Origin of the sequence: Xanthomonas bonasiae (assembly GCF_017163705.1) — a bacterium.
Taxonomy (GTDB): domain Bacteria; phylum Pseudomonadota; class Gammaproteobacteria; order Xanthomonadales; family Xanthomonadaceae; genus Xanthomonas_A; species Xanthomonas_A bonasiae.
In genome coordinates, this window is the sequence record NZ_JAFIWB010000005.1 from 94,243 (window position 1) to 112,406 (window position 18,164).

16 protein-coding genes and 1 pseudogene are annotated in these 18,164 nt (G+C 70.4%); 9 read left to right on the forward strand and 8 right to left on the reverse strand.

What is annotated here, in order from left to right:
• Window positions 1–8: 8 nt before the first annotated feature.
• A complete protein-coding gene (locus JR064_RS07370) occupies window positions 9–359 on the forward strand; it encodes a DUF3147 family protein (RefSeq protein WP_206229281.1) in 351 nt (116 codons plus the stop codon).
• A 193-nt stretch (window positions 360–552) separates the two neighbouring features.
• Here the strand turns inward: JR064_RS07370 and JR064_RS07375 are convergent, their stop codons facing one another.
• On the reverse strand, window positions 553–1,014 hold the full coding sequence (locus tag JR064_RS07375; protein ID WP_206229282.1) for a thioredoxin family protein: 462 nt from the start codon (window positions 1,012–1,014) through the stop codon (window positions 553–555).
• Window positions 1,015–1,081: 67 nt separating this feature from the next.
• Between JR064_RS07375 and JR064_RS07380 the strand changes: the two genes are divergently transcribed.
• The gene (locus JR064_RS07380) at window positions 1,082–1,906 is read left to right on the forward strand and encodes a pseudouridine synthase (protein ID WP_206229283.1); all 825 of its coding nucleotides are present in this window, start codon (window positions 1,082–1,084) and stop codon (window positions 1,904–1,906) included.
• A 275-nt stretch (window positions 1,907–2,181) separates the two neighbouring features.
• Here the strand turns inward: JR064_RS07380 and JR064_RS07385 are convergent, their stop codons facing one another.
• Window positions 2,182–2,715, reverse strand: coding sequence for a DUF2059 domain-containing protein (locus tag JR064_RS07385; RefSeq protein ID WP_179571102.1), 534 nt, complete (start codon window positions 2,713–2,715; stop codon window positions 2,182–2,184).
• A 443-nt stretch (window positions 2,716–3,158) separates the two neighbouring features.
• Here JR064_RS07385 and arfB point away from each other — a divergent pair, with 443 nt between their 5' ends.
• Window positions 3,159–3,590: an alternative ribosome rescue aminoacyl-tRNA hydrolase ArfB gene (arfB, locus tag JR064_RS07390; RefSeq protein ID WP_179571101.1), complete on the forward strand. Its 432-nt coding sequence runs from the start codon at window positions 3,159–3,161 to the stop codon at window positions 3,588–3,590.
• 3 nt (window positions 3,591–3,593) lie between these two features.
• Entirely contained in the window at window positions 3,594–4,196 is a 603-nt protein-coding gene (locus tag JR064_RS07395; RefSeq protein ID WP_179571100.1) for a lysophospholipid acyltransferase family protein, read from the forward strand.
• Window positions 4,197–4,554: 358 nt separating this feature from the next.
• Here JR064_RS07395 and JR064_RS07400 read toward each other — a convergent pair whose 3' ends face one another.
• The 3 genes from JR064_RS07400 to JR064_RS07410 all read right to left on the reverse strand — a co-directional run bounded on the left by JR064_RS07400 (window position 4,555) and on the right by JR064_RS07410 (window position 9,360).
• On the reverse strand, window positions 4,555–7,596 hold the full coding sequence (locus JR064_RS07400) for a TonB-dependent receptor (RefSeq protein WP_241092906.1): 3,042 nt from the start codon (window positions 7,594–7,596) through the stop codon (window positions 4,555–4,557).
• A gap of 125 nt (window positions 7,597–7,721) precedes the next feature.
• Window positions 7,722–8,807, reverse strand: a complete 1,086-nt coding sequence (locus tag JR064_RS07405) for a FecR family protein (protein ID WP_206229285.1) — start codon at window positions 8,805–8,807, stop codon at window positions 7,722–7,724.
• Window positions 8,788–9,360: an RNA polymerase sigma factor gene (locus tag JR064_RS07410; RefSeq protein WP_206229286.1), complete on the reverse strand. Its 573-nt coding sequence runs from the start codon at window positions 9,358–9,360 to the stop codon at window positions 8,788–8,790. The genes JR064_RS07405 and JR064_RS07410 overlap by 20 nt, the downstream gene beginning before the upstream one ends.
• A gap of 338 nt (window positions 9,361–9,698) precedes the next feature.
• Between JR064_RS07410 and JR064_RS23035 the strand changes: the two are divergent.
• From JR064_RS23035 to lepB, 4 genes and pseudogenes are all read left to right on the forward strand, one after another.
• Window positions 9,699–10,268, forward strand: a pseudogene (locus JR064_RS23035) (cyanophycinase); the annotation flags it as partial.
• Between the two features lie 216 nt (window positions 10,269–10,484).
• Window positions 10,485–11,450, forward strand: coding sequence for an isoaspartyl peptidase/L-asparaginase family protein (locus JR064_RS23040; RefSeq protein ID WP_241092921.1), 966 nt, complete (start codon window positions 10,485–10,487; stop codon window positions 11,448–11,450).
• Between the two features lie 244 nt (window positions 11,451–11,694).
• Window positions 11,695–13,851 carry a peptidyl-dipeptidase Dcp gene (gene dcp, locus JR064_RS07420; RefSeq protein WP_179571096.1) on the forward strand — a complete coding sequence of 719 codons (2,157 nt, stop codon included), beginning with the start codon at window positions 11,695–11,697 and terminating at the stop codon, window positions 13,849–13,851.
• 424 nt (window positions 13,852–14,275) lie between these two features.
• The gene (gene lepB / locus JR064_RS07425; RefSeq protein ID WP_206229288.1) at window positions 14,276–14,905 is read left to right on the forward strand and encodes a signal peptidase I; all 630 of its coding nucleotides are present in this window, start codon (window positions 14,276–14,278) and stop codon (window positions 14,903–14,905) included.
• Window positions 14,906–15,016: 111 nt separating this feature from the next.
• Here lepB and JR064_RS07430 read toward each other — a convergent pair whose 3' ends face one another.
• Window positions 15,017–16,054 (reverse strand): MBL fold metallo-hydrolase, encoded by a 1,038-nt coding sequence (locus tag JR064_RS07430; protein ID WP_206229372.1) that lies wholly within the window; start codon window positions 16,052–16,054, stop codon window positions 15,017–15,019.
• Between the two features lie 140 nt (window positions 16,055–16,194).
• Here JR064_RS07430 and JR064_RS07435 point away from each other — a divergent pair, with 140 nt between their 5' ends.
• On the forward strand, window positions 16,195–16,827 hold the full coding sequence (locus JR064_RS07435; protein WP_206229289.1) for a TetR/AcrR family transcriptional regulator: 633 nt from the start codon (window positions 16,195–16,197) through the stop codon (window positions 16,825–16,827).
• A 103-nt stretch (window positions 16,828–16,930) separates the two neighbouring features.
• Here the strand turns inward: JR064_RS07435 and JR064_RS07440 are convergent, their stop codons facing one another.
• Window positions 16,931–17,281: a VOC family protein gene (locus JR064_RS07440; RefSeq protein ID WP_179571093.1), complete on the reverse strand. Its 351-nt coding sequence runs from the start codon at window positions 17,279–17,281 to the stop codon at window positions 16,931–16,933.
• A 70-nt stretch (window positions 17,282–17,351) separates the two neighbouring features.
• The gene (locus JR064_RS07445) at window positions 17,352–18,083 is read right to left on the reverse strand and encodes a helix-turn-helix domain-containing protein (protein ID WP_206229290.1); all 732 of its coding nucleotides are present in this window, start codon (window positions 18,081–18,083) and stop codon (window positions 17,352–17,354) included.
• Between the last annotated feature and the right edge of the window lie 81 nt (window positions 18,084–18,164).

Consider the following 18,164-nt stretch of genomic DNA (forward strand, 5'->3'; position numbering starts at 1 on the left):
AGCTGCGCATGCCCTGGATCGTCGGCAAGTACCTGATCACCGCCGCGCTGGTGGTGGCGATTTCCGAAGTGGCGCGGCGCAGCGACCGGCTCGGCGGGCTGATCGCCGCCTTGCCGCTGGTGACCTTGCTGACGCTGATCTGGCTGCACCTGGAGCGGCAGCCGCAGGCCAAGATCGCCAACCATGCCTGGTACACGTTCTGGTACGTGCTGCCGACGCTGCCGATGTTCCTGGCGTTTCCGCTGCTGTTGCCGCGGCTGGGCTTCTGGTGGACGCTGGCCGCGTGCGCGCTGCTGACCATCGCCTGCTTCGCTGTGTTGGCGCTGGGCGTGCGCCGCTTCGGGATCCAGCTGCTGTAGGGCCTTTCATCCACCCATCAGCAGGTCGCGCCACGCCTGCGCGTGCATGGGGCAGGAAACGGGAGGACGCGAGCCCATGCGATGACATGGCAGCGTTCGCGCGAACGCGGCGCGACTTGCGCGGAAGCGACACGCCATGGCGCCGATGAGGCTGCCGGCCGCCACCGGCAGCCATCGCCGTGGACGCTGCGGCTCAATGTCCTGCCGGTACCGCTGCCACCTTGGCGAAGAAGTCGTAGATGCCCTGATCGCTCATCTTGCGCGCATTGGCCAGCTCGCCGGCCCTGGTGGTGTACAGCGTCTTGCCGTCGGCTCCGACCACCACCGCGGCCGGGATGCCCTTCTGGATCGGGTCCCCGTAGGCCTGGCTCAGTTCGAGGTTGTGGTCGAAGTTGCCGACATCGATCTTGACCACTTCGAAATGCGCCTTCACCAGCGCGGCGTTCCTGGCCGCGTGCAGCGAGGCGTCGAGCGCGCGGCAGTCGCCGCACCAGTTGGCGCCGAAGATCAGCAGGGTCGGCTTGTGCGCCTTCTTGCCGGCGGCCAGCGCCTGCCGCACCTGCGCCTTGGCGTCGGCCGCGGCGTCGTAGGGCAGATCCAGCGCATGCGCCAGCGGGACCACGGTCAGCAGCGACAACAACAGCCAGCGCTTCATCGGGACTCTCCGCAACATGGGGGAGGATCATCGTCGAGCGGTGGCGCGGCGGCGTCAACGGCCGGCCATGGGACGCTGCGTGACGCGCGCATTGTGGCCGGGGCCGCCGGGCGCGGATAATCCGGCGGTGAGCATTTCCCCCGATTCCCTGCAGATCCTCTATCTGGACCCGTTCCTGGCCGTGGTCGACAAGCCGGCCGGGCTGATGGTCCACGACAGCAAGCTGGCCCGCGGCGAGGACGACTTCCTCGCCGATCGCCTGCGCGCGCAACTGGGACGTCCGATCTTCCTGGTGCACCGGCTCGACCGCGCCACCAGCGGCTGCCTGCTGCTGGCCTTCGACCGCGACACCGCCAGCGCGCTGGGCAAGGCGCTGATGGGCGGGGAGGTGGACAAGGACTACCTGGCGATCTGCCGCGGCTGGCCGGCCGAGGAGCGCTTCGAGGTCGACCACGACCTCGACGGCGGCCCCGGCAAGCCGCTGAAGAAGCCGGCGCAGACCCGCTTCCAGCGTCTGGCCTGCGGCGAACTGCAGGTGCCGTCGGGTGAGTTCGGCACCTCGCGCTACGCGCTGTTGCGCTGCAGCCCGGTGACCGGGCGTTTCCGCCAGATCCGCCGCCACCTCAAGCATCTGTCGCATCACCTGATCGGCGACACCAGCCATGGCGACGGCCGCCACAACCGGATCTTCCGCATGCAGGGCGTGCACCGCATGCTGCTGCATGCCGAGCGGCTGGCGTTTCCGCATCCGGACGGGCGCCGGATCGAGGTGAACGCGCCGCTGGATGCCGAGTTCGTGCGCGCGTTCGGCTTGTTCGGGTGGGCGGCGGCGCCTTGGTCGCGGGGCGAGGCGGAACGCTTGCTGGATACGCCGGGCGAAGCCGCTGGCTGACCGGTCAGCACGCCCTGTAGGAGCGGCTTCAGCCGCGACGGGCATTACCGGTAAAGCCCGTCGCGGCTGAAGCCGCTCCTACAGTGTCATGGCTGCAAGAGGAGGTGTTTTGGCCGTGCTCGGGAGCGTTTGATCCAGGTCCTTGCCGAAACCGGAACGCTCGCTGCTTCGTTCGTCGCGGTCGATGGCCCGAGGCCACCCGGAACCGCTCCGACAGCCGCAGCGCAGTGCAGGCGTCGCGCGCGCAGGGGCGCGGCGCGGTTGCCGCGGCAGGACTACTTCTTCGCCGCCGGTGGCGTGTTGACGGTCTGCTCCAGGTCCTTCTGCAGGTCGACGAACAGCGGGGTGATCTTCTGCTGGATCGCGCCCATCAGGTTCTGCATCAGCTGCGGGGTCTTGTCGAGCATGCTCTGGCCGGCCGGGCTCTCGTAGAACTCGGCCATCGCCAGCACGTCCTGCTTGGAGAACGACTGCTTGTAGAGGTTCACGTACAGCGGGCGCATTTCCTGCCACGACAACGCCTTGCGCACGGTGGCCTGGGTGCGCTCCTGGATCTGCTGCACCTTCTGCTGCTGCGCCGCGTCGAGCGGGTGCTGCGCGGTCAGCTGCGCGAATTGCTGGCGCTGCATCGCCTCGATCTGCGGCAGCATGCTGTCGAGCATGTTCTGCGCGCGCGAGGCCGACAGCAGGCGGTTGACGTCGCCATCGCTGGGCGGCTCGGCCAGGGCGGGAGCCGCGGCCAGGGCCAGCAGCGCGGCCAGCAGCAGGCGCTGCGGCCAGCGACGGGAAAGGAGCGGGGTCGGATTCATCGAGCGTCCTGCAAGGCTATGACCGGCGGCCAGGATACGGGAATCGCCGCGGCCTCGCCGTCTGCGCGCTTGCCGCGATTCGGTCTCCCGCGGCTTCGCCGGACCCGGCGGGCGATGCGCGAGCGGGCCGGCTCGAAATAGCGCAACAGCCCGGCGCTGCCGTGCGGAACTGGTCGGCGCTGTCGAAATGGCGGCGCAAGGCGCGCAGCGTGGCCTGGTCGGTGTCGAGCGTGCGGTGGCGTGCTCATCCCGCGGGCCATGGGTCGGTGTCGGTGCCTTGTCGCCGATCTGCAGCCGGGGTCCAGGTCATGCGCCGTCGCTCGGGACCCAGCCCTGGGACGGCGGCAGGCGGCGCCGTAGTCGCCGACGCCGCTTGCGCCCGGCCGTTCAGGCCGCAGGCCGTCGAAAATCAAGCGGTCTGGCGGATGCCCTACAATTCGCGGATGGGTACCGGGGCCATCCACATCTCGAACAGCCTGGCGATTCCGGAAAGCGAAATCGTCGAGCGCTTCGTGCGCGCCAGCGGCGCCGGCGGGCAGAACGTCAACAAGGTCTCCACCGCGGTGGAGCTGCGTTTCGATCTGGCCGGCTCGCCGTCGCTGCCGGAGCCGCTGCGTGCGCGGCTGCTGGCGCGGCGCGACCGGCGCATCACCGCCGAGGGCGTGCTGGTGATCGATGCGCAGCGCTTCCGCACCCAGGACCGCAACCGCGACGATGCGCGCCAGCGCCTGGCCGAGTTCATCGCCGCCGGGCTGTCGGTGCCGAAACGGCGCATCGCCACCAAACCCTCGCATGGCGCCAAGCTGCGGCGCCTGGATGCCAAGCGCGAGCGCAGCCAGATCAAACGCGGCCGTTCGCCCGGCCGCTGGGAGTGACTTTTGAGCGAACGCGATTTTTCGTTGCCCCCCGCGACCCCGAACATGCCGATGGTCAAGCCCAGCCGCTTCGGCCGCTGGCTCGGCCGCACCGCGCTGCGCCTGACCGGCTGGCGGGTGGTGGGCGAGTTCCCGGACGTGCCGAAGCTGGTGATGATCGTCGCCCCGCATTCGTCCAACTGGGATGGTTTCCTCGGCTTCGCGGTCAAGTTCGCGGTCGGCTTCGAGGTGCGCGTGCTCGGCAAGACCCAGCTGTTCTGGTGGCCGCTGGGGCCGCTGCTGCGCAAGCTCGGCGGCATCCCGCTGGACCGCAAGTCGCCGCGCGGCGTGGTCGAGCAGGCGGTGGCGCTGATCCGGGAAGCGCCGCGCATGTGGTACGTGATCACGCCGGAAGGCACGCGCAAGCGGGTGGAGAAGTGGAAGGTCGGTTTCTGGAAGATCGCGCATGGCGCCGAGATCCCGATCTTCCCGGTGTACTTCGACTACCCCAGCCGCACCGTCGGTCTCGGCCCGCTGTTCCACACCAGCGCCGACATGCACGCCGACATCGCCGCGATCCGCACCTGGTACCGGCCGTGGCGCGGCAAGCATCGCGATACGTTGTGAGGCCGGGCGGCACCTCGATGCGAATGCGCTTCCTGTAGGAGCGGCTTCAGCCGCGACCGGGCGTTACCGGTGGCATTCTGTCGCGGCTGAAGCCGCTCCTACAGGGGCGCGTACCTGCAACCTCTCGCAAGGCCGCTGTTCCGCACCAGCGCCGACATGCGGGCCGACGTCGCCGCGCTGCTGCCGATAGCGTTGCGACATCCCGGCGTCTTGCGGCCGGCGCAGTGCTGTGGGAGCGACTTCGGTCGCGACGGGCTCTACTGGTGAGGCCCGTCGCGACTGAAGTCGCTCCCACAAGGTCGCCGCGACCTGCAAAGGATCGAAAAACGCCCTGGCCGCGGTGCCGGCGGCGGCGCCGCTACAACGCGCTGCCGCCGAACTTGTGCGTGTACTGCAGGTACAGGCTGCGGCCCACGGTGTCGAACCAGGACACGTCGTAGTACGGATACGACGTGTAGGTGCGGTCGCGCGGCGGCATCTTGTCGAACAGGTTGGTCACCGCCAGCGACAGCTGCGCGTGGTCGCCGATGCGGTACTGCACCGAGGCGTTGTAGCGGTAGGTGGCGCCGATCCACGGGCTGTCGCCGCTGTCCGGGTCGTAGACCTGGTCGTAGGAATCGGAACTGGGCAGGCGCCCCAGGCGCTCGCCGTGCAGCGTCGCCGACCACGCCTTGCGTTCCCACGACACGCTGGCGCTGGCCTTGCTGCGCGGGATGTCGTAGCCGCTGTTGACCGCGAATTCGTCCACCATCGCTTCGCCGGCGTAGACCTGGATGTCGTGACGGCGCACCCAGGTGTAGCTGCCGCTGAAGCGGAAGGTGCCGATCGCGGTGTCCAGCCGGTAGTGGGTGCTGAGGTCGATGCCGCTGGTGCTTTCGCGGGCGATGTTGATCGGGTTGACGTAGACCCCGTACAGGTCGCCATCGGCGCTGCGGGTGACCCGCGCCAGCGCCTGCTGGCAGGTGGTCGAGGCCGCATCCAGGTTGCCCAGCCGGCACTCGGATTCGTCGCGCAGCACCTGGTCCACGCGCAGGTCCTGCACCTGGTTGCGCATGTCGATGTCGAAGTAGTCCACCGACACGTCCAGCTCCGGTCGCGGCGACCAGACGAAGCCGGCGGTCCACGAGGTGCTGGTTTCCGGGTCCAGTTTGCGGTTGCCGCTGCGGCCGCGGATGATCGCCTCGTCGTTGTAGCTGCAGTCCTCGATCGCCACGCCGGGTTCTTCGCTGGCGCAGCGGTAATAGTCCACGCCGGAGGTTTCGTCGTTGCCGGCGCCGGCGTAGATGTAGTGCAGGTCCGGCGCGCGGAACGCGGTGCCGTAGGAGCTGCGCAGCAGCAGCGTGTCCAGCGGCCGCCATTCCAGCCCGCCGCTGTAGGTGAACTTGCCCAGGGTGCGGCCGGAGAAGCGGTACTGGTCGTAGCGTCCGGCCAGGCTCAGCGCCAGCGTCGACAGCACCGGCAGGCGCAGCTCGCTGGCCAGCGCCCAGCGGTTGCGGCTGCCGTGGCCGTCGGAATCCTTCCAGCTGTAGTAGTAGTACTGGGTGGCCAGCGGATCCGGACGCAGGTCGTAGCCCTGGTTGCCGAACTCGGCGGTGGCCGACAGCCCGGCGTCGCCGCCGGGCAGCGCGAACAGGCTGGGATTGGTCACGGTGAAGGCGGCGGTGTCGGTGCGCGAGCGCGGTTGGTACACGCTGCGCTGAGCGATGCTGTCGTAGTCGGTGCGGGTCAGCGGCGTGTACAGGCGCTGCGGGTCGGCATTGAAGATCGGCAGGCCGGAGTCTTCGTCCACGCCCAACTGCTCGCCGAGGAACAACGCGTTGGCACGCTCGGCGACGATCTGCGGCCAGCTGATCGTGGCCTGGTACTGCGAATGGCTGAGGCTGGCCTCGTAGTCCCAGTCGCTGGCCAGCTTGCCCTTGAAGCCGGTGGTCAGGCTGAAGGTCTTTTGCCGGGTGCGGATGGTGCCGGCGTTGAGCCCGCCCATTTCCTCGGGACTGAACTGGCGGCCCCAGGCCTCGATCTGGTCGGTGGCCTGGTTGTAGAAATAGCCTTCCTCGTTGCCGTCCGCGGCCATGTAGCCCCACTGGGTCACGTCGCGGAACAGCGACAGCTCGTGGTAGCCGAGCTGCAGGTCGGCGAACCACTCGGTGCCGCCGTCGAAGGCGTAGCTCAGCGAGGCGTAGGCGTTGATGCCGCGGCGCTTGTTGCCGATGGTGCCGTAGCCGATCGACGCGCTGCTGCCGCAGAACTCGCCGTAGCCCGGGCGCGAGGCGTAGCCGGTGCTGCCGCCGTTGAGCCCGGACACCGCCTCGCAGGTGGCTTCGCCCGGATCCAGATAGTTGTCGTCGTAGTCGGTGCGCAGGAAGGTGCGGCGCGGCACCTGCGAACGCACGGTGGGGCCGTCCAGGGTGCTGTCCTGGCGGCTGCGCTGGTAGGCCCACAACGGATTCTGGGTCACCGCTTCGGCGCCGAACACCGCATCGAACGCGCCGCGCGAGAAGCCGCTGCTGATGCTCAGGTTGAAACTGTCGCCACCGCCGCCGCTGGTGTCGCCGAAGCGGTAGTCCAGGGTGGTGCCGTCGGCCTGCTTCTTGAGGATGAAGTTGACCACGCCGGAGATCGCGTCCGAGCCGTAGATCGCCGAGGCGCTGCCGGTCAGGATCTCGATGCGGTCGATCATGCCCAGCGGGATGTTGGAGATGTCGGTGAAGTTGCTGCGGCCCTTGAACGGCATCGGGAAGTCGGCGATGCGGCGGCCGTTGACCAGCACCAGGGTGTGGTTGGGGCCGAGCCCGCGCAGGTCCACCTGCTGCGCGCCGGGCGAGAAGTCGGCGCCGCTGGCCGACTGCGGGCTCTGCGTCTCGCCGCCGTTCTGGGTCATCGCGCGCAGCACGTCCGGGACCGAGGTGAAGCCGTTGGCCTTGATCTGTTCGGCGCTGATCACGCTGATCGGCGCCGGCCCTTCCAACTGTGCGCGCGGAATGCGCGAGCCGGTGACCTGCAGCGTCTGCAGCTCGGCGACCGGTTCGGCGGGCGCGGCGGCGGGCAGCGTGGCGCGCACCGGTTGCGCGCGCGGCGCTGCCGGGGCCGGCTCCTGGCGCCGTACCAGCCAGGCGCCGGAGGCATCGCGCTGGGCGACGAAGCCGCTGCCGTGCAGCACGCGTTGCAGCGCCTGCGCGGTGTCCAGCTGGCCGTGCGCGCCGGCGCTGCGTGCGCCGTCGAGCTGGTCGGCGCGGTAGATCAGCTGCGCGCCGGATTGCCGCGCCAGCGCCTCCAGCGCCGCGCGCAGCGGGCCGGCGGGAATGTTCACCTGGCTGGCCGCGGCTTGGCCGTCGGCGGCCGCTTGCGCCTGCGCCGCGCAGGCGGTCGCACAGGCCATGCTCAGCAGCAGGACACGCATCGGATATCGCATCGAGTTTTCTCGCCTAACACAGGCGCAGGGCCACGCCCCCGCTAGTCATGACGAACGAGTTACGCAAATCCCCCCGTCGCGCCGCACCGCCGCACCGCCGCGCGCAGCCGCGCTCAGCGGCTGTGCAACAGCACCTGGTCGCCGCGGCGCTCGGCGCGGATCGGGAAGCCCTGCTCGAGCAGGCGCACGAACGCGTCGGTATTGGACCAGCGGAAGTTGCCGCCGACGCGCAGCGCGCCGGCACTGGCGTCGGCCACCTGCAGCTTGACCGTGTTGTAGCGGTTGAACTCGGCCACGGCCGCCTGCAGCGGGGTGTCGTCGAAGGTCAGGTAGCCGTTGCGCCAGTCCAGCGCGCGTTCGGCCTCGGCCAGTGCGACCCGGCGCACCAGCACTCCGTGCGGGCCGGCCAGGGCGATGCTGCCGGCCGGCAGCAGGGTCGGCGGCGCCTGCGGGTTCGCCGCCGACTCCAGCCGCACCGTGCCCTCGGTGACCACCACGCGCAGCGCGTCGGCATCGCGGCGCACCGCGAAGCGCGTGCCCACCGCGATCACCCGGCGCGCGCCGCTGGCGACCACGAACGGCCGCGCCGGATCCTTGCTCACCTCGAAGAACGCCTCGCCGCGCTCCAGGTCGATATGCCGCTGCGCGCGCGACAGCGCCACGTCGATGCGGCTGTCGCTGCTCAGCGTCGCATGCGAGCCGTCGGCCAATGCCAGCGGGCGCAGGCTGCCGGTGGCGCTGGCGTAGGCGACCGGCTGCAGCGCCGCGGATTGGCGCCAGGCCAGGCCCAGCACCGCGCCGAGCAGCAGCGTCGCGGCCAGCGCCAGCGGCCAGCGCCGGCGCGCGCGCGCGGGTGGGCGCGGCGCGAAGCGCAACTGACCGAGGTCGGCCGGCGTACCGGGTGCGACCGCTGCCGCGGCGCCGTCGCTCGCTTCGGTGGCGTTCGCCAAGGCGTCTCCACCCGCCAATCCCCGCCAGCTGCCGCGTGGCGGAATGTGGCCGTCGCGCTGGCCCGCGCCCAGCGCCTGCAGCCGCCCGCTCTCCTGCCACGCCGCGCGCAGGCGCAGGAACGCCACCCGGTGCGCCGTGGCCGCGGCCAGCCACGTTTCCAGCCGCGCCTGCTGCTGCGGCGTCCAATCGCCGCGGTCGCAGCGCGCCAGCCAGGCCGCGGCGCGCAGCTCAATCCGCCTGCTGTCCATCCTGTGCCCGTGCCTGCCGCGGCGCCGCGGGCGCGCGCGCGCCGTCGTCGCCATGAAAATGATCGGCCAGCAGGCGCATGCCCTTGGCCACGTGCTTTTCCACGGTCTTCTCGCTGATGCCCAGACGCACGGCCACCTCCTTTTGCGACAGTTCCTCGACCCGCCGCAGCCAGATCACGCTGCGGCAGCGGTCGGGCAGGCGGTCGAAGGCGGCCGCCAGCCGTCCCAGTACCTGCCGCCCGCCGCACCAGCGTTCCGGCGACAGCTCGTCTACCAGGACGTGCAGCGACTCCAAATCACCCACTGCCTCGATCGACACCACCCGGCTGCGCCGCCGCCGGTCGCTCATCAGGTGCCGCGCGGTGGCGAACAGGAACGACTTGGGCAGGCTCGGCCGCGCCTTGCCGGCGGCCTCGTAGACGCGCACGTAGATCTCCTGGCGCAGGTCGTGCCATTCCTCGCGCTGCGGCCAGCAGCGCCGCAGGTAGCCGCTCAGCGCCTGCTCGTGGACGAGGATCTCGTGGACGAACCAATCGTCGAGGGAGGCGGGCATGCATCCCACATTAGCCGATCGTCCGCCCGTGTGGCAGCGCCCGCGCGCCGCCGCGAACCGGTACAACGACGAGGGGGGAAACCGCGCCGCCGTTCGTCCCCTGTCTGCAACGAACCGCCCGTCCGCCCCTCGAGGAGATCCGCATGACCCGTTCCGTCGGCACGTTCCGGCCCTGGCTGGTGGCATTGCTGGGCCTGTGCCTGGCCGCGCCCGCCGCCGCTCGCGATTACCGCCAGTACCTGGTCGGCGATCCGGCCCTGCCCACGCCCGGCCCGGTCGCGCCGGGGCTGCTGCTGATGGGCGGCGGCGACCGCAACTACGACGCGCTGCGCTGGTTCATGGCCAAGGCCGGGCACGGCCACGTGGTGGTGCTGCGCGCCTCGCAAGGCAACGAAGTGGCCGAGGAGTTCTACCGCGACGTCGGCGGCGTGGCCTCGGTGGAGACCTTCGTGTTCAGCGGCCGCGGCGCCTCCAGCGATCCGGCGCTGCTGCGCAGCCTGGCCCGCGCCGACGGCATCTTCATCGCCGGCGGCGACCAGTCGCGCTACGTGCGCTACTGGAAGGGCACGCCGGTGGCCGCCGCGCTGGACGCGCACGTGCGCGCCGGCAAGCCGCTCGGCGGCACCAGCGCCGGCCTGGCGATGCTGGGCGAGTACCTGTACGGGGCGATGGACGGCGGCAGCCTGACCAGCGCGTCGGCGCTGGCCGATCCGCTGGGGCCGGCCACCACCATCGAGACCGACTTCCTGCACCTGGACCTGCTCAAGCGCGTCATCACCGACACCCACTTCAAGGAACGCGACCGGCTCGGCCGGCTGTTCGCGTTCCGCGCCAAGGCGGCGACGCTGGCCCCGGCCGGGCAGCCGCTGATCGGCCTGGGCGTGGACGAGAGCGCGGCGTTGGCGGTGGAGGGCGACGGCAGCGCGCGGGTCTATGCCACCGATCCGCAGGCCGGCGCCACCGTGGTCGCCGGCCCGCTGCAGCCGGCCACGCCGGCCGGACAGCCGCTGCAGGCGGCACGCATCGAGACGGTCGGCGTCGGCCCCGGTTCCACCCTGCACCTGCCCGACGGCCGGGTCGATGCGCCGGTGTTCCACCGCTACTACGCGGTGCGCGACGGGCAAATGCGCGAGATTCCCGCCACCACCCTGGTGATCCACGGCGGCGCCGGGGTCGAGCGCGCCAGCAGCAGCGCCGCCGACCTGGCGCAGGCGCGCGCGGCGATGGAAACGGCGCTGCGCACCGGGCAGGCGCTGCTGGTGCAGGGCAGGCCGGCGGTGGACGCGGTCGCCGCGGCGATCGCGGTGCTGGAGGATTCGCCGCAGTTCAACGCCGGCAAGGGCGCGGTGTTCACCCACGACGGCCGCAACGAACTGGACGCGGCGATCATGGACGGCGCCAGCGGCAAGGCCGGCGCGGTGGCCGGGGTGCACCGGGTGAGGAACCCGATCCAGCTGGCGCGCGCGGTGATGGACCAGTCCGAGCACGTGATGCTGGTCGGCGACGGCGCCGAGGCGTTCGCGCGCCAGCACGGGGTGACCCTGGTCGATCCGTCCTACTTCCGCACCGAGAAGCGCTGGAAGCAGCTGCAGCAGGCGCTGAAGGAAGAGGCGAACAAGCAGGCGCACGCCGACCTGGAGACCGCCAAGCACTTCGGCACGGTCGGCGCGCTGGCGCTGGACACGCAGGGCCGGCTGGCCGCGGGCACCTCCACCGGCGGCATGACCAACAAGCGCTACGGCCGCGTCGGCGACTCGCCGATCATCGGCGCCGGCACCTATGCCGACAGCCGCTGCGCGGTGTCCGGCACCGGCTGGGGCGAGTTCTACATCCGCGCGGTGGCGGCCTACGACATCTGCGCGCGGGTCAAGTACGCCGGGCAGAGCCTGGCGCAGGCGGCCGAGGCGGTGATCGACCAGCAGATCCCCAAGGCCGGCGGCGACGGCGGCGCGATCGCGCTGGGCGCCGACGGCAGCGTCGCCTTCCCGTTCAACACCGAGGGCATGTACCGCGGCTGGATCGGCGCCGACGGCGTGCCGCACGTGGCCATCTTCAAGGACGAGGCGCTGCCGCTGCCTGGGGCGCTGTAACTGGCTTGAGCACGTCCCTGTCGCGGCTGAAGCCGCTCCTACAAGACCGGCTGCGCACTGTAGGAGCGGCTTCAGCCGCGACAGGCGCTGTCCGCAAAGCGCCTGCCCAGGCCGCCAGGGCGTTCGGCGCCATGTCCACGCCGCGCCCGCCACCCCCAGATCCAATGGCACATGCCCGCCCCGCGCAAACCGCGTAGCGTGCGCGGCTGCCCCGCCACCATGTCCCTGTCAGGAGTTCCACCCCATGTCGCGTACTGTCGTTCTGGCCGCCGCCATCAGCCTGGCGCTGGCAGCCTGTTCCGGTAAGGAGTCCACCCCCGTGCCCGCCGCCCCCGCCGCCTCGCAGTCCCCCGCTCCCGCCGCCGCCAATCCGCTGTTGAGCGCCAGCACGCTGCCGTTCCAGGCGCCGCCGTTCGACAAGATCAAGGACGCCGACTACCTGCCCGCGTTCGAAGAGGGCATGAAGCAGCACCTGGCCGAGATCCGCAAGATCGCCGACAACGCCGAGCCGGCCACCTTCGCCAACACCATCGAGGCGATGGAGCGCAGCGGCCAGACCCTGAGCCGGGTCCAGCGGATCTTCTTCGGCCTGGTCCAGGCCGACACCAACGACGAACGCCAGAAGATCCAGGAAGCGGTGGCGCCGAAGCTGGCCGAGCACCAGGACGAGATCAGCCTGGACCCGAAGCTGTTCGCGCGGATCAAGGCGATCTACGACCAGCGCGACACGCTGAACCTGGAGCCGGAGCAGAAGCGCCTGGTCGAGCGCGACTACGAGGAATTCGTGCGGTCCGGCGCGCAGCTGTCCGATGCCGACAAGGCGACGCTGCGCAAGCTCAACGTCGAGGAAACCACGCTGGCCACCCAGTTCCACACCAAGCTGGTCGCGGCCACCGCCGCCGGCGCGGTGGTGGTGGACGACAAGGCCAAGCTCGACGGCCTGTCCGAGGGCGACATCGCCTCGGCCGCGCAGGACGCCGCGGCGCGCAAGCTCGACGGCAAGTATTTGCTCGCGCTGCAGAACACCACCCAGCAGCCGGTGCTGGCCTCGCTGAAGGACCGCGAGCTGCGCACCCAGGTGATGGCCGCCTCGCAGTCGCGCGCCGAGAAGGGCGACGCCAACGACACCCGCCAGACCATCCAGCGCCTGGCCCAACTGCGCGCGCAGAAGGCCAAGCTGCTCGGCTTCGACAGCTACGCCGCCTACAGCCTGGGCGACCAGATGGCCAAGACCCCGGCCGCGGCGCTGAAGCTGCTCACCGACACCGTGCCGGCGGCCACCGCCAAGGCGCGCAGCGAGATCGCCGAGATGCAGAAGGTGATCGATGCGCAGAAGGGCGGCTTCAAGCTCGCCGCGTCCGACTGGGACTTCTACGCCGAGCAGGTGCGCAAGGCCAAGTACGACCTGGACGAGTCGCAGATCAAGCCGTACTTCGAGCTGGACAACGTGCTCAAGAACGGCGTGTTCTACGCCGCCACCGAGCTGTACGGCATCACCTTCAAGGAACGCACCGACATTCCGACCTACAACCCGGACATGAAGGTGTACGAAGTGTTCGACCAGGACGGCACCTCGATGGCGCTGTTCTACACCGACTACTACAAGCGCGACAGCAAGTCCGGCGGCGCGTGGATGGACGTGTTCGTCGAGCAGGACGGCCTCACCGGCGCCAAGCCGGTGGTGTACAACGTCTGCAACTTCACCAAGCCCGCGCCCGGCCAGCCGGCGCTGCTCAGCTTCGACGACGTCACCACCATGTTCCACGAGTTCGGCCACGCGCTGCACGGCATGTTCTCCAAGGTGAAGTACCCGTCGATCGCCGGCACCGCGACCTCGCGCGACTTCGTCGAGTTCCCGTCGCAGTTCAACGAGCACTGGGCCTCGGATCCGAAGGTGTTCGCGCACTACGCCAAGCATTACCAGACCGGCGAAGCGATGCCGGCCGAGCTGGTGGAGAAGATCAAGAAGGCGCGCACCTTCAACCAGGGCTATGCGACCACCGAGTACCTGTCGGCGGCGCTGCTCGACCTGGCCTGGCACACCCAGCCGGCCGACGCGCCGCTGCAGGACGTGGACAAGTTCGAAGCCGACGCGCTGAAGAAGTTCAAGGTGGACGTGGCCGAAGTGCCGCCGCGCTACCGCACCACCTATTTCGACCACATCTGGGGCGGCGGCTACTCGGCCGGCTACTACGCCTACTTCTGGTCGGAAGTGCTCGACGACGACGCGTTCGAATGGTTCAAGGAGAACGGCGGCCTGTCGCGCAAGAACGGCGACATCTTCCGCGCCAAGATCCTCTCGCGCGGCAACACCGTCGACCTAGCCACCCTGTACCGCGATTTCCGCGGCAAGGATCCCAGCGTCGAACCGCTGCTGGAAAACCGCGGCCTGAAGGACTGAGTCGCGTCTCGCCGCTGGCGGTGATCGAGAACGGGATGGCCCAACGGCCATCCCGTTTTTCGTTGCGGCGGATGCGCAACGGTGGCGGCGACCCTGTAGGAGGGGCTTCAGCCCCGACCTCATCCGCAGCCGCGAGCAAGCGCGTTTCGAGCGTCATGGTTTCCCAAGCCGGCCGCCCACCGGCGCCGTGCCGCGACCGATGGTCCGAGGCCCCCGGAGCCGCTCTTACAGGGAGAGCATGCGATTGCCTGCTGGGTGCACTGCAGGAGGGGCTTCAGCCCCGACAGAACCCCTCCGCGCCCGACTCGCGGCGCCGGAACCGCCACCCATGCCTTCCGTCACTGGCAGGCCACGCGGCCACGCGCGCACTGTCGCCATGGCATCGCGCCGCGATGCGCTCCCGCCCGAATCCCACAGGTGTCGCATGACCTCGACCGACCCGCAAGACTCCCGCCTGCACCGCGCCGCGCGCTGGACGCGCAAGGAACTGCTGCCGATCGCGGTCATGCTGCTGTTGCTGACCGCCGCGCGTTCCTCGTTCGCCAACCATTACGTGGTCCCGAGCGGCTCGATGCAGCCGACCCTGCAACCCGGCGACCGCGTCGCCGTGGACATGAGCGCCTACGGCCTGCGCGTGCCGTTCACCGAATGGCGTGTGCTCGAGCGCGGCCATCCGCAGCGCGGCGACGTGGCGGTGTTCGATTCGCCGCGCGACGGTACCCGCCTGATCAAGCGCGTGGTGGCGGTGGCCGGCGATCGCGTGGACCTGCGCGACGGCCACCTGTCGATCAACGGCCAGCCGCTGCAGATCGGCAGCGATGGCGACAAGGAACGGTTTGGCGAGCGCATCGCGCAGCTGGACCTGGATGCCGGCGGCGGCCCGGACCTGTACGACGTGCGCGTGCCGCCCGGCAAGCTGCTGGCGGTCGGCGACCATCGCGGCGACAGCCTGGACGGCCGCTACTTCGGTTTCGTCGACGCCGACAGCGTCTACGGCAAGGCGCTGGCGGTGTACTACCGCCGCGGCGAAGGCCTGGAGTGGTTGCGCTTGTAAGCGCCATGCCTGCGTGTCGGTCGCGTCATGCGACCGGCGCGCGGTCTCCGAAGGGGATGCCGGCGCAGGTTGCGGACCGCGCCGGCATTGCAACGTTGCTGCTTCAGCGCCTCAGCGCGCCGCCGCAGGAACCGCGCCCAGCGTGCGCCACCAGCGGTCGCCGGCGGCCGGCGCGCTCAGGTCCACCCGCTCGCCCATGCGCGGCGTCGCCAGCGGCACGCCGGCCGCGACGGCCAACGCGACGATGCGCTCGAACGGTTCGTGCCAGGCATGCAGGGCCAGGTCGAAGGTGCCGTTGTGGATCGGCAGCAGCGTGCGCCCGCGCACGTCCAGGTGCGCCTGCAGGCTCTGCTCCGGCTGCATGTGCACGTGCGGCCACTGCGGGTCGTAGGCGCCGGTTTCCATCAAGGTCAGGTCGAACGGACCGAGCCGCTGGCCGATCGCCTTGAAGCCGTCGAAGTAGCCGCTGTCGCCGCTGAAGAAGATCTTCAGCGCGTGGTCCTGGATCGCCCACGAGCACCACAGTGAGCGGCCGCTGTCGAACAGTCCGCGGCCGGAGAAGTGCTGCGACGGCGTCGCGGTCAGCGTCACCCCGTCCACCGTGGTCGATTGCCACCAGTCCAGCTGCCGCACCTTGGCCGGGTCCACGCCCCAGCGCAGCAGCAGGTCGCCCACGCCCAGCGGTGTCACGAACACGCCGACGCGGTCGGCCAGGCGGGCGATGGTGGCGCGGTCCAGATGGTCGTAGTGGTTGTGCGACAGGATCACCCCGGCGATCGGCGGCAGATCGTCCAGCGCGATCGGCGGCGCATGGAAGCGCTTGGGGCCGGCGAAGGAGAACGGCGAGGCGCGCTCGGAGAACACCGGGTCGGTCAGCCAGAAGCCGCCGCGCAGCTTCATCAGCACCGTGGAGTGGCCGAGCCGGAACAGGCTGTGGTCCGGCGCGGCCAGCAACTGCGCGCGGGTCAGCGGCAGCACCGGCAGCGGCAGCGACGGCACGGTGTGCGCCGGTTTGTTGAACAGGAACTCCCACATCAGCCGCAGCGTCGGGAAAAACCCCAATGCGCTGGTCGCGGTGGGAACCGTATTGCGGAAACGCCCATGGCGGAACTGCGGCGAAGCCGCGTGGGGCGACGAACTGCGGGGCATCTGGCGGGCGGAGGCGAGCACGGTGGCATTCCAACGGGGTGGGGGACGGGCGGCCCCGGGACGGGTGCCAGCAAGAAAATTACACTACACAGTGTAGTTTCCTTTGGAGAAAAGTAAACCGCCCGGTGTAAAATGTCCACATGCCCAGTTCCTCCGCCCCCGCGCCGGCCCCGGTGCGCCTGACCGAGCGCAAGCGCCAGGCCATCCTGGAGGCGGCGATCGCCGAGTTCCGCAGCCAGGGCTTCGACGCCACCAGCATGGACCGCGTCGCCGCCAGCGCCGGCGTGTCCAAGCGCACCGTCTACAACCACTTCCCGAGCAAGGACGCCTTGTTCGCCGAGATCCTGCGCGGGCTATGGCAGCGCAGCGCGGACACGCTCGACGTGCCGTATCGCGCCGACCGGCCGTTGCGCGAGCAACTGCTGCAACTGCTGCAGCAGAAGCTGCGGCTGCTCGACGACCCGGCCTTCGTCGACCTGTCGCGCGTGGCCATCGCCCAGGGCATCCACTCGCCCGAGCGCGCCCGCGAGCTGATCGCGCAACTGGGCAGCAAGGAAGAGGGCACCACGGTCTGGATCCGCGCGGCCCTGGCCGACGGCCGCCTGCAGCCGCTGGATCCGGAATTCGCCTCGCAGCAGCTGCAAGGCCTGGTCAAGGGCTTCGCGTTCTGGCCGCAGATCGCCATGGGCCAGCCGGCATTGAGCGCCGCGCAGCAGGCGCAGGTGGCGGAGTCGGCGGCGGACATGTTCTTGCGGCACTACGCCCGCGAGTGAGTGTGGTGCGCGTGCGGCGTGCCGTTGCGCCAGTAAGCGGTTGGCTAGCGGCAGCAGAGCCGCAAACGCGCAGCGGCCTCTGCGCCGCAGTCTTGCCCAGCCGTCAGCCTTCCGACCACACCGCCAACTCGTAGCCGTCCTGATCTGCGAAATGGAAGCGGCGGCCGCCAGGAAATTCGAACAGCGGGCGGACGATGCGGCCGCCGGCGGCCTCGATGCGCGCCTGGGTATCGGCCAGGTCGTTGGAGTACAGCACCACCAGCGCGCCGCCGGGTTGCGCGGTGCCGTGGAAGAAGCCGCCGGTGAGGCGGCCGTCGCGGAATTCGCAGTAGTCCGGACCGTAGTCCTGGAAAGTCCAGTCGAAGGCCTGGCCGTAGAAGGCTTTGGCCGCGGCGATCGAGGCGACGGCGAATTCCAGATAGTCGATGCGGTGCTGCTGGTCGGCGCGGCTCATGGCGGGCTCCGTGGAAAGGGCCGCCAGTATCCATCGCCGCGCCGCTGCCGGCTTGGCGAAAACGGCCAGCTCAGCGCGCGTGCCGCTGCACCAGGTCGCGCGGGCTGAGGCCGGTCAGCTGGCGGCTGTCGCGGACCAGGTGCGGGGCGTCGCCGTAGCCGGCCTGCAGCGCCGCCGCGGTCAGCGTGGCATGGCCGCGGGCGATGCGCAGGAAGCGCTGCAGGCGCAGGATGCGTTCCAGGGTCTTGGCGCCGTAACCGAACGCGTCCTGGCAGCGGCGCCGCAGCGAGCGTTCGCTGATGCCCAGGCTGCGCGTGAGTTCGGCCATGCGCGGCGCATCGTCGCCGGCCAGTTGCGCGAACACCCAGGCCATCGGCTGGTCCGCCACGAGTGGACGGCTGGCGCATAGCGCATGCAGCACCGCCAGCGGTTCGGTGCTGTCTTCGAGCCGTGCCTGCCAGTCGCGGCCGCGGCCGTCCCACAACGCCTCCAGTGCGACGCGTTGGTCGGCGATGGCATGCAGCGGCACGCCGAGCAGGCTCGCGCCCGCGCCGGCAGCCAGGCGCACCCCGCTCAGCACGCTGCCCGGCGCCAGCGTCGCGACGCTGGCGCCGCGGTCCGGCCCGGCCACGAACAGGACGCGTCCGTCCCAGATCAGGTCCACGCAGCCATCCGGCAGTACCTGCGTCGGCAGCGGATCGGCATCGCCCTGGCGAAAGCGCCAGCTGCAGCACAGGCGATCGCGCAAGGCCGGCGGCGCATCGCGTTCGGCGTAGCGGGAGGATGTGGGCAAGGCGCTCATCGGCAGGCGGGCGTGCGCGGCGGGCGACGGCGGGGTGCGCGGTCGCCTGGTCCGGCATGCCTGCGCCAACCGCACAAGGCA

Bases quoted from the DNA above. Each gene is read 5' to 3' on its own strand.
- JR064_RS07400 (WP_241092906.1), bottom strand. From the start codon at position 7,596: ATGCGTGTCCTGCTGCTGAGCATGGCCTGTGCGACCGCCTGCGCGGCG.
- JR064_RS07370 (WP_206229281.1), top strand. From the start codon at position 9: ATGCCCTGGATCGTCGGCAAGTACCTGATCACCGCCGCGCTGGTGGTG.
- JR064_RS07440 (WP_179571093.1), bottom strand. From the start codon at position 17,281: ATGAGCCGCGCCGACCAGCAGCACCGCATCGACTATCTGGAATTCGCC.
- JR064_RS07385 (WP_179571102.1), bottom strand. From the start codon at position 2,715: ATGAATCCGACCCCGCTCCTTTCCCGTCGCTGGCCGCAGCGCCTGCTG.
- arfB (WP_179571101.1), top strand. From the start codon at position 3,159: ATGGGTACCGGGGCCATCCACATCTCGAACAGCCTGGCGATTCCGGAA.
- JR064_RS07430 (WP_206229372.1), bottom strand. From the start codon at position 16,054: ATGCCCCGCAGTTCGTCGCCCCACGCGGCTTCGCCGCAGTTCCGCCAT.
- JR064_RS07445 (WP_206229290.1), bottom strand. From the start codon at position 18,083: ATGAGCGCCTTGCCCACATCCTCCCGCTACGCCGAACGCGATGCGCCG.
- JR064_RS07375 (WP_206229282.1), bottom strand. From the start codon at position 1,014: ATGAAGCGCTGGCTGTTGTTGTCGCTGCTGACCGTGGTCCCGCTGGCG.
- JR064_RS07380 (WP_206229283.1), top strand. From the start codon at position 1,082: ATGGGACGCTGCGTGACGCGCGCATTGTGGCCGGGGCCGCCGGGCGCG.
- lepB (WP_206229288.1), top strand. From the start codon at position 14,276: ATGACCTCGACCGACCCGCAAGACTCCCGCCTGCACCGCGCCGCGCGC.
- JR064_RS07410 (WP_206229286.1), bottom strand. From the start codon at position 9,360: ATGCCCGCCTCCCTCGACGATTGGTTCGTCCACGAGATCCTCGTCCAC.
- dcp (WP_179571096.1), top strand. From the start codon at position 11,695: ATGTCGCGTACTGTCGTTCTGGCCGCCGCCATCAGCCTGGCGCTGGCA.
- JR064_RS07435 (WP_206229289.1), top strand. From the start codon at position 16,195: ATGCCCAGTTCCTCCGCCCCCGCGCCGGCCCCGGTGCGCCTGACCGAG.
- JR064_RS07405 (WP_206229285.1), bottom strand. From the start codon at position 8,807: ATGGACAGCAGGCGGATTGAGCTGCGCGCCGCGGCCTGGCTGGCGCGC.
- JR064_RS23040 (WP_241092921.1), top strand. From the start codon at position 10,485: ATGCGCGAGATTCCCGCCACCACCCTGGTGATCCACGGCGGCGCCGGG.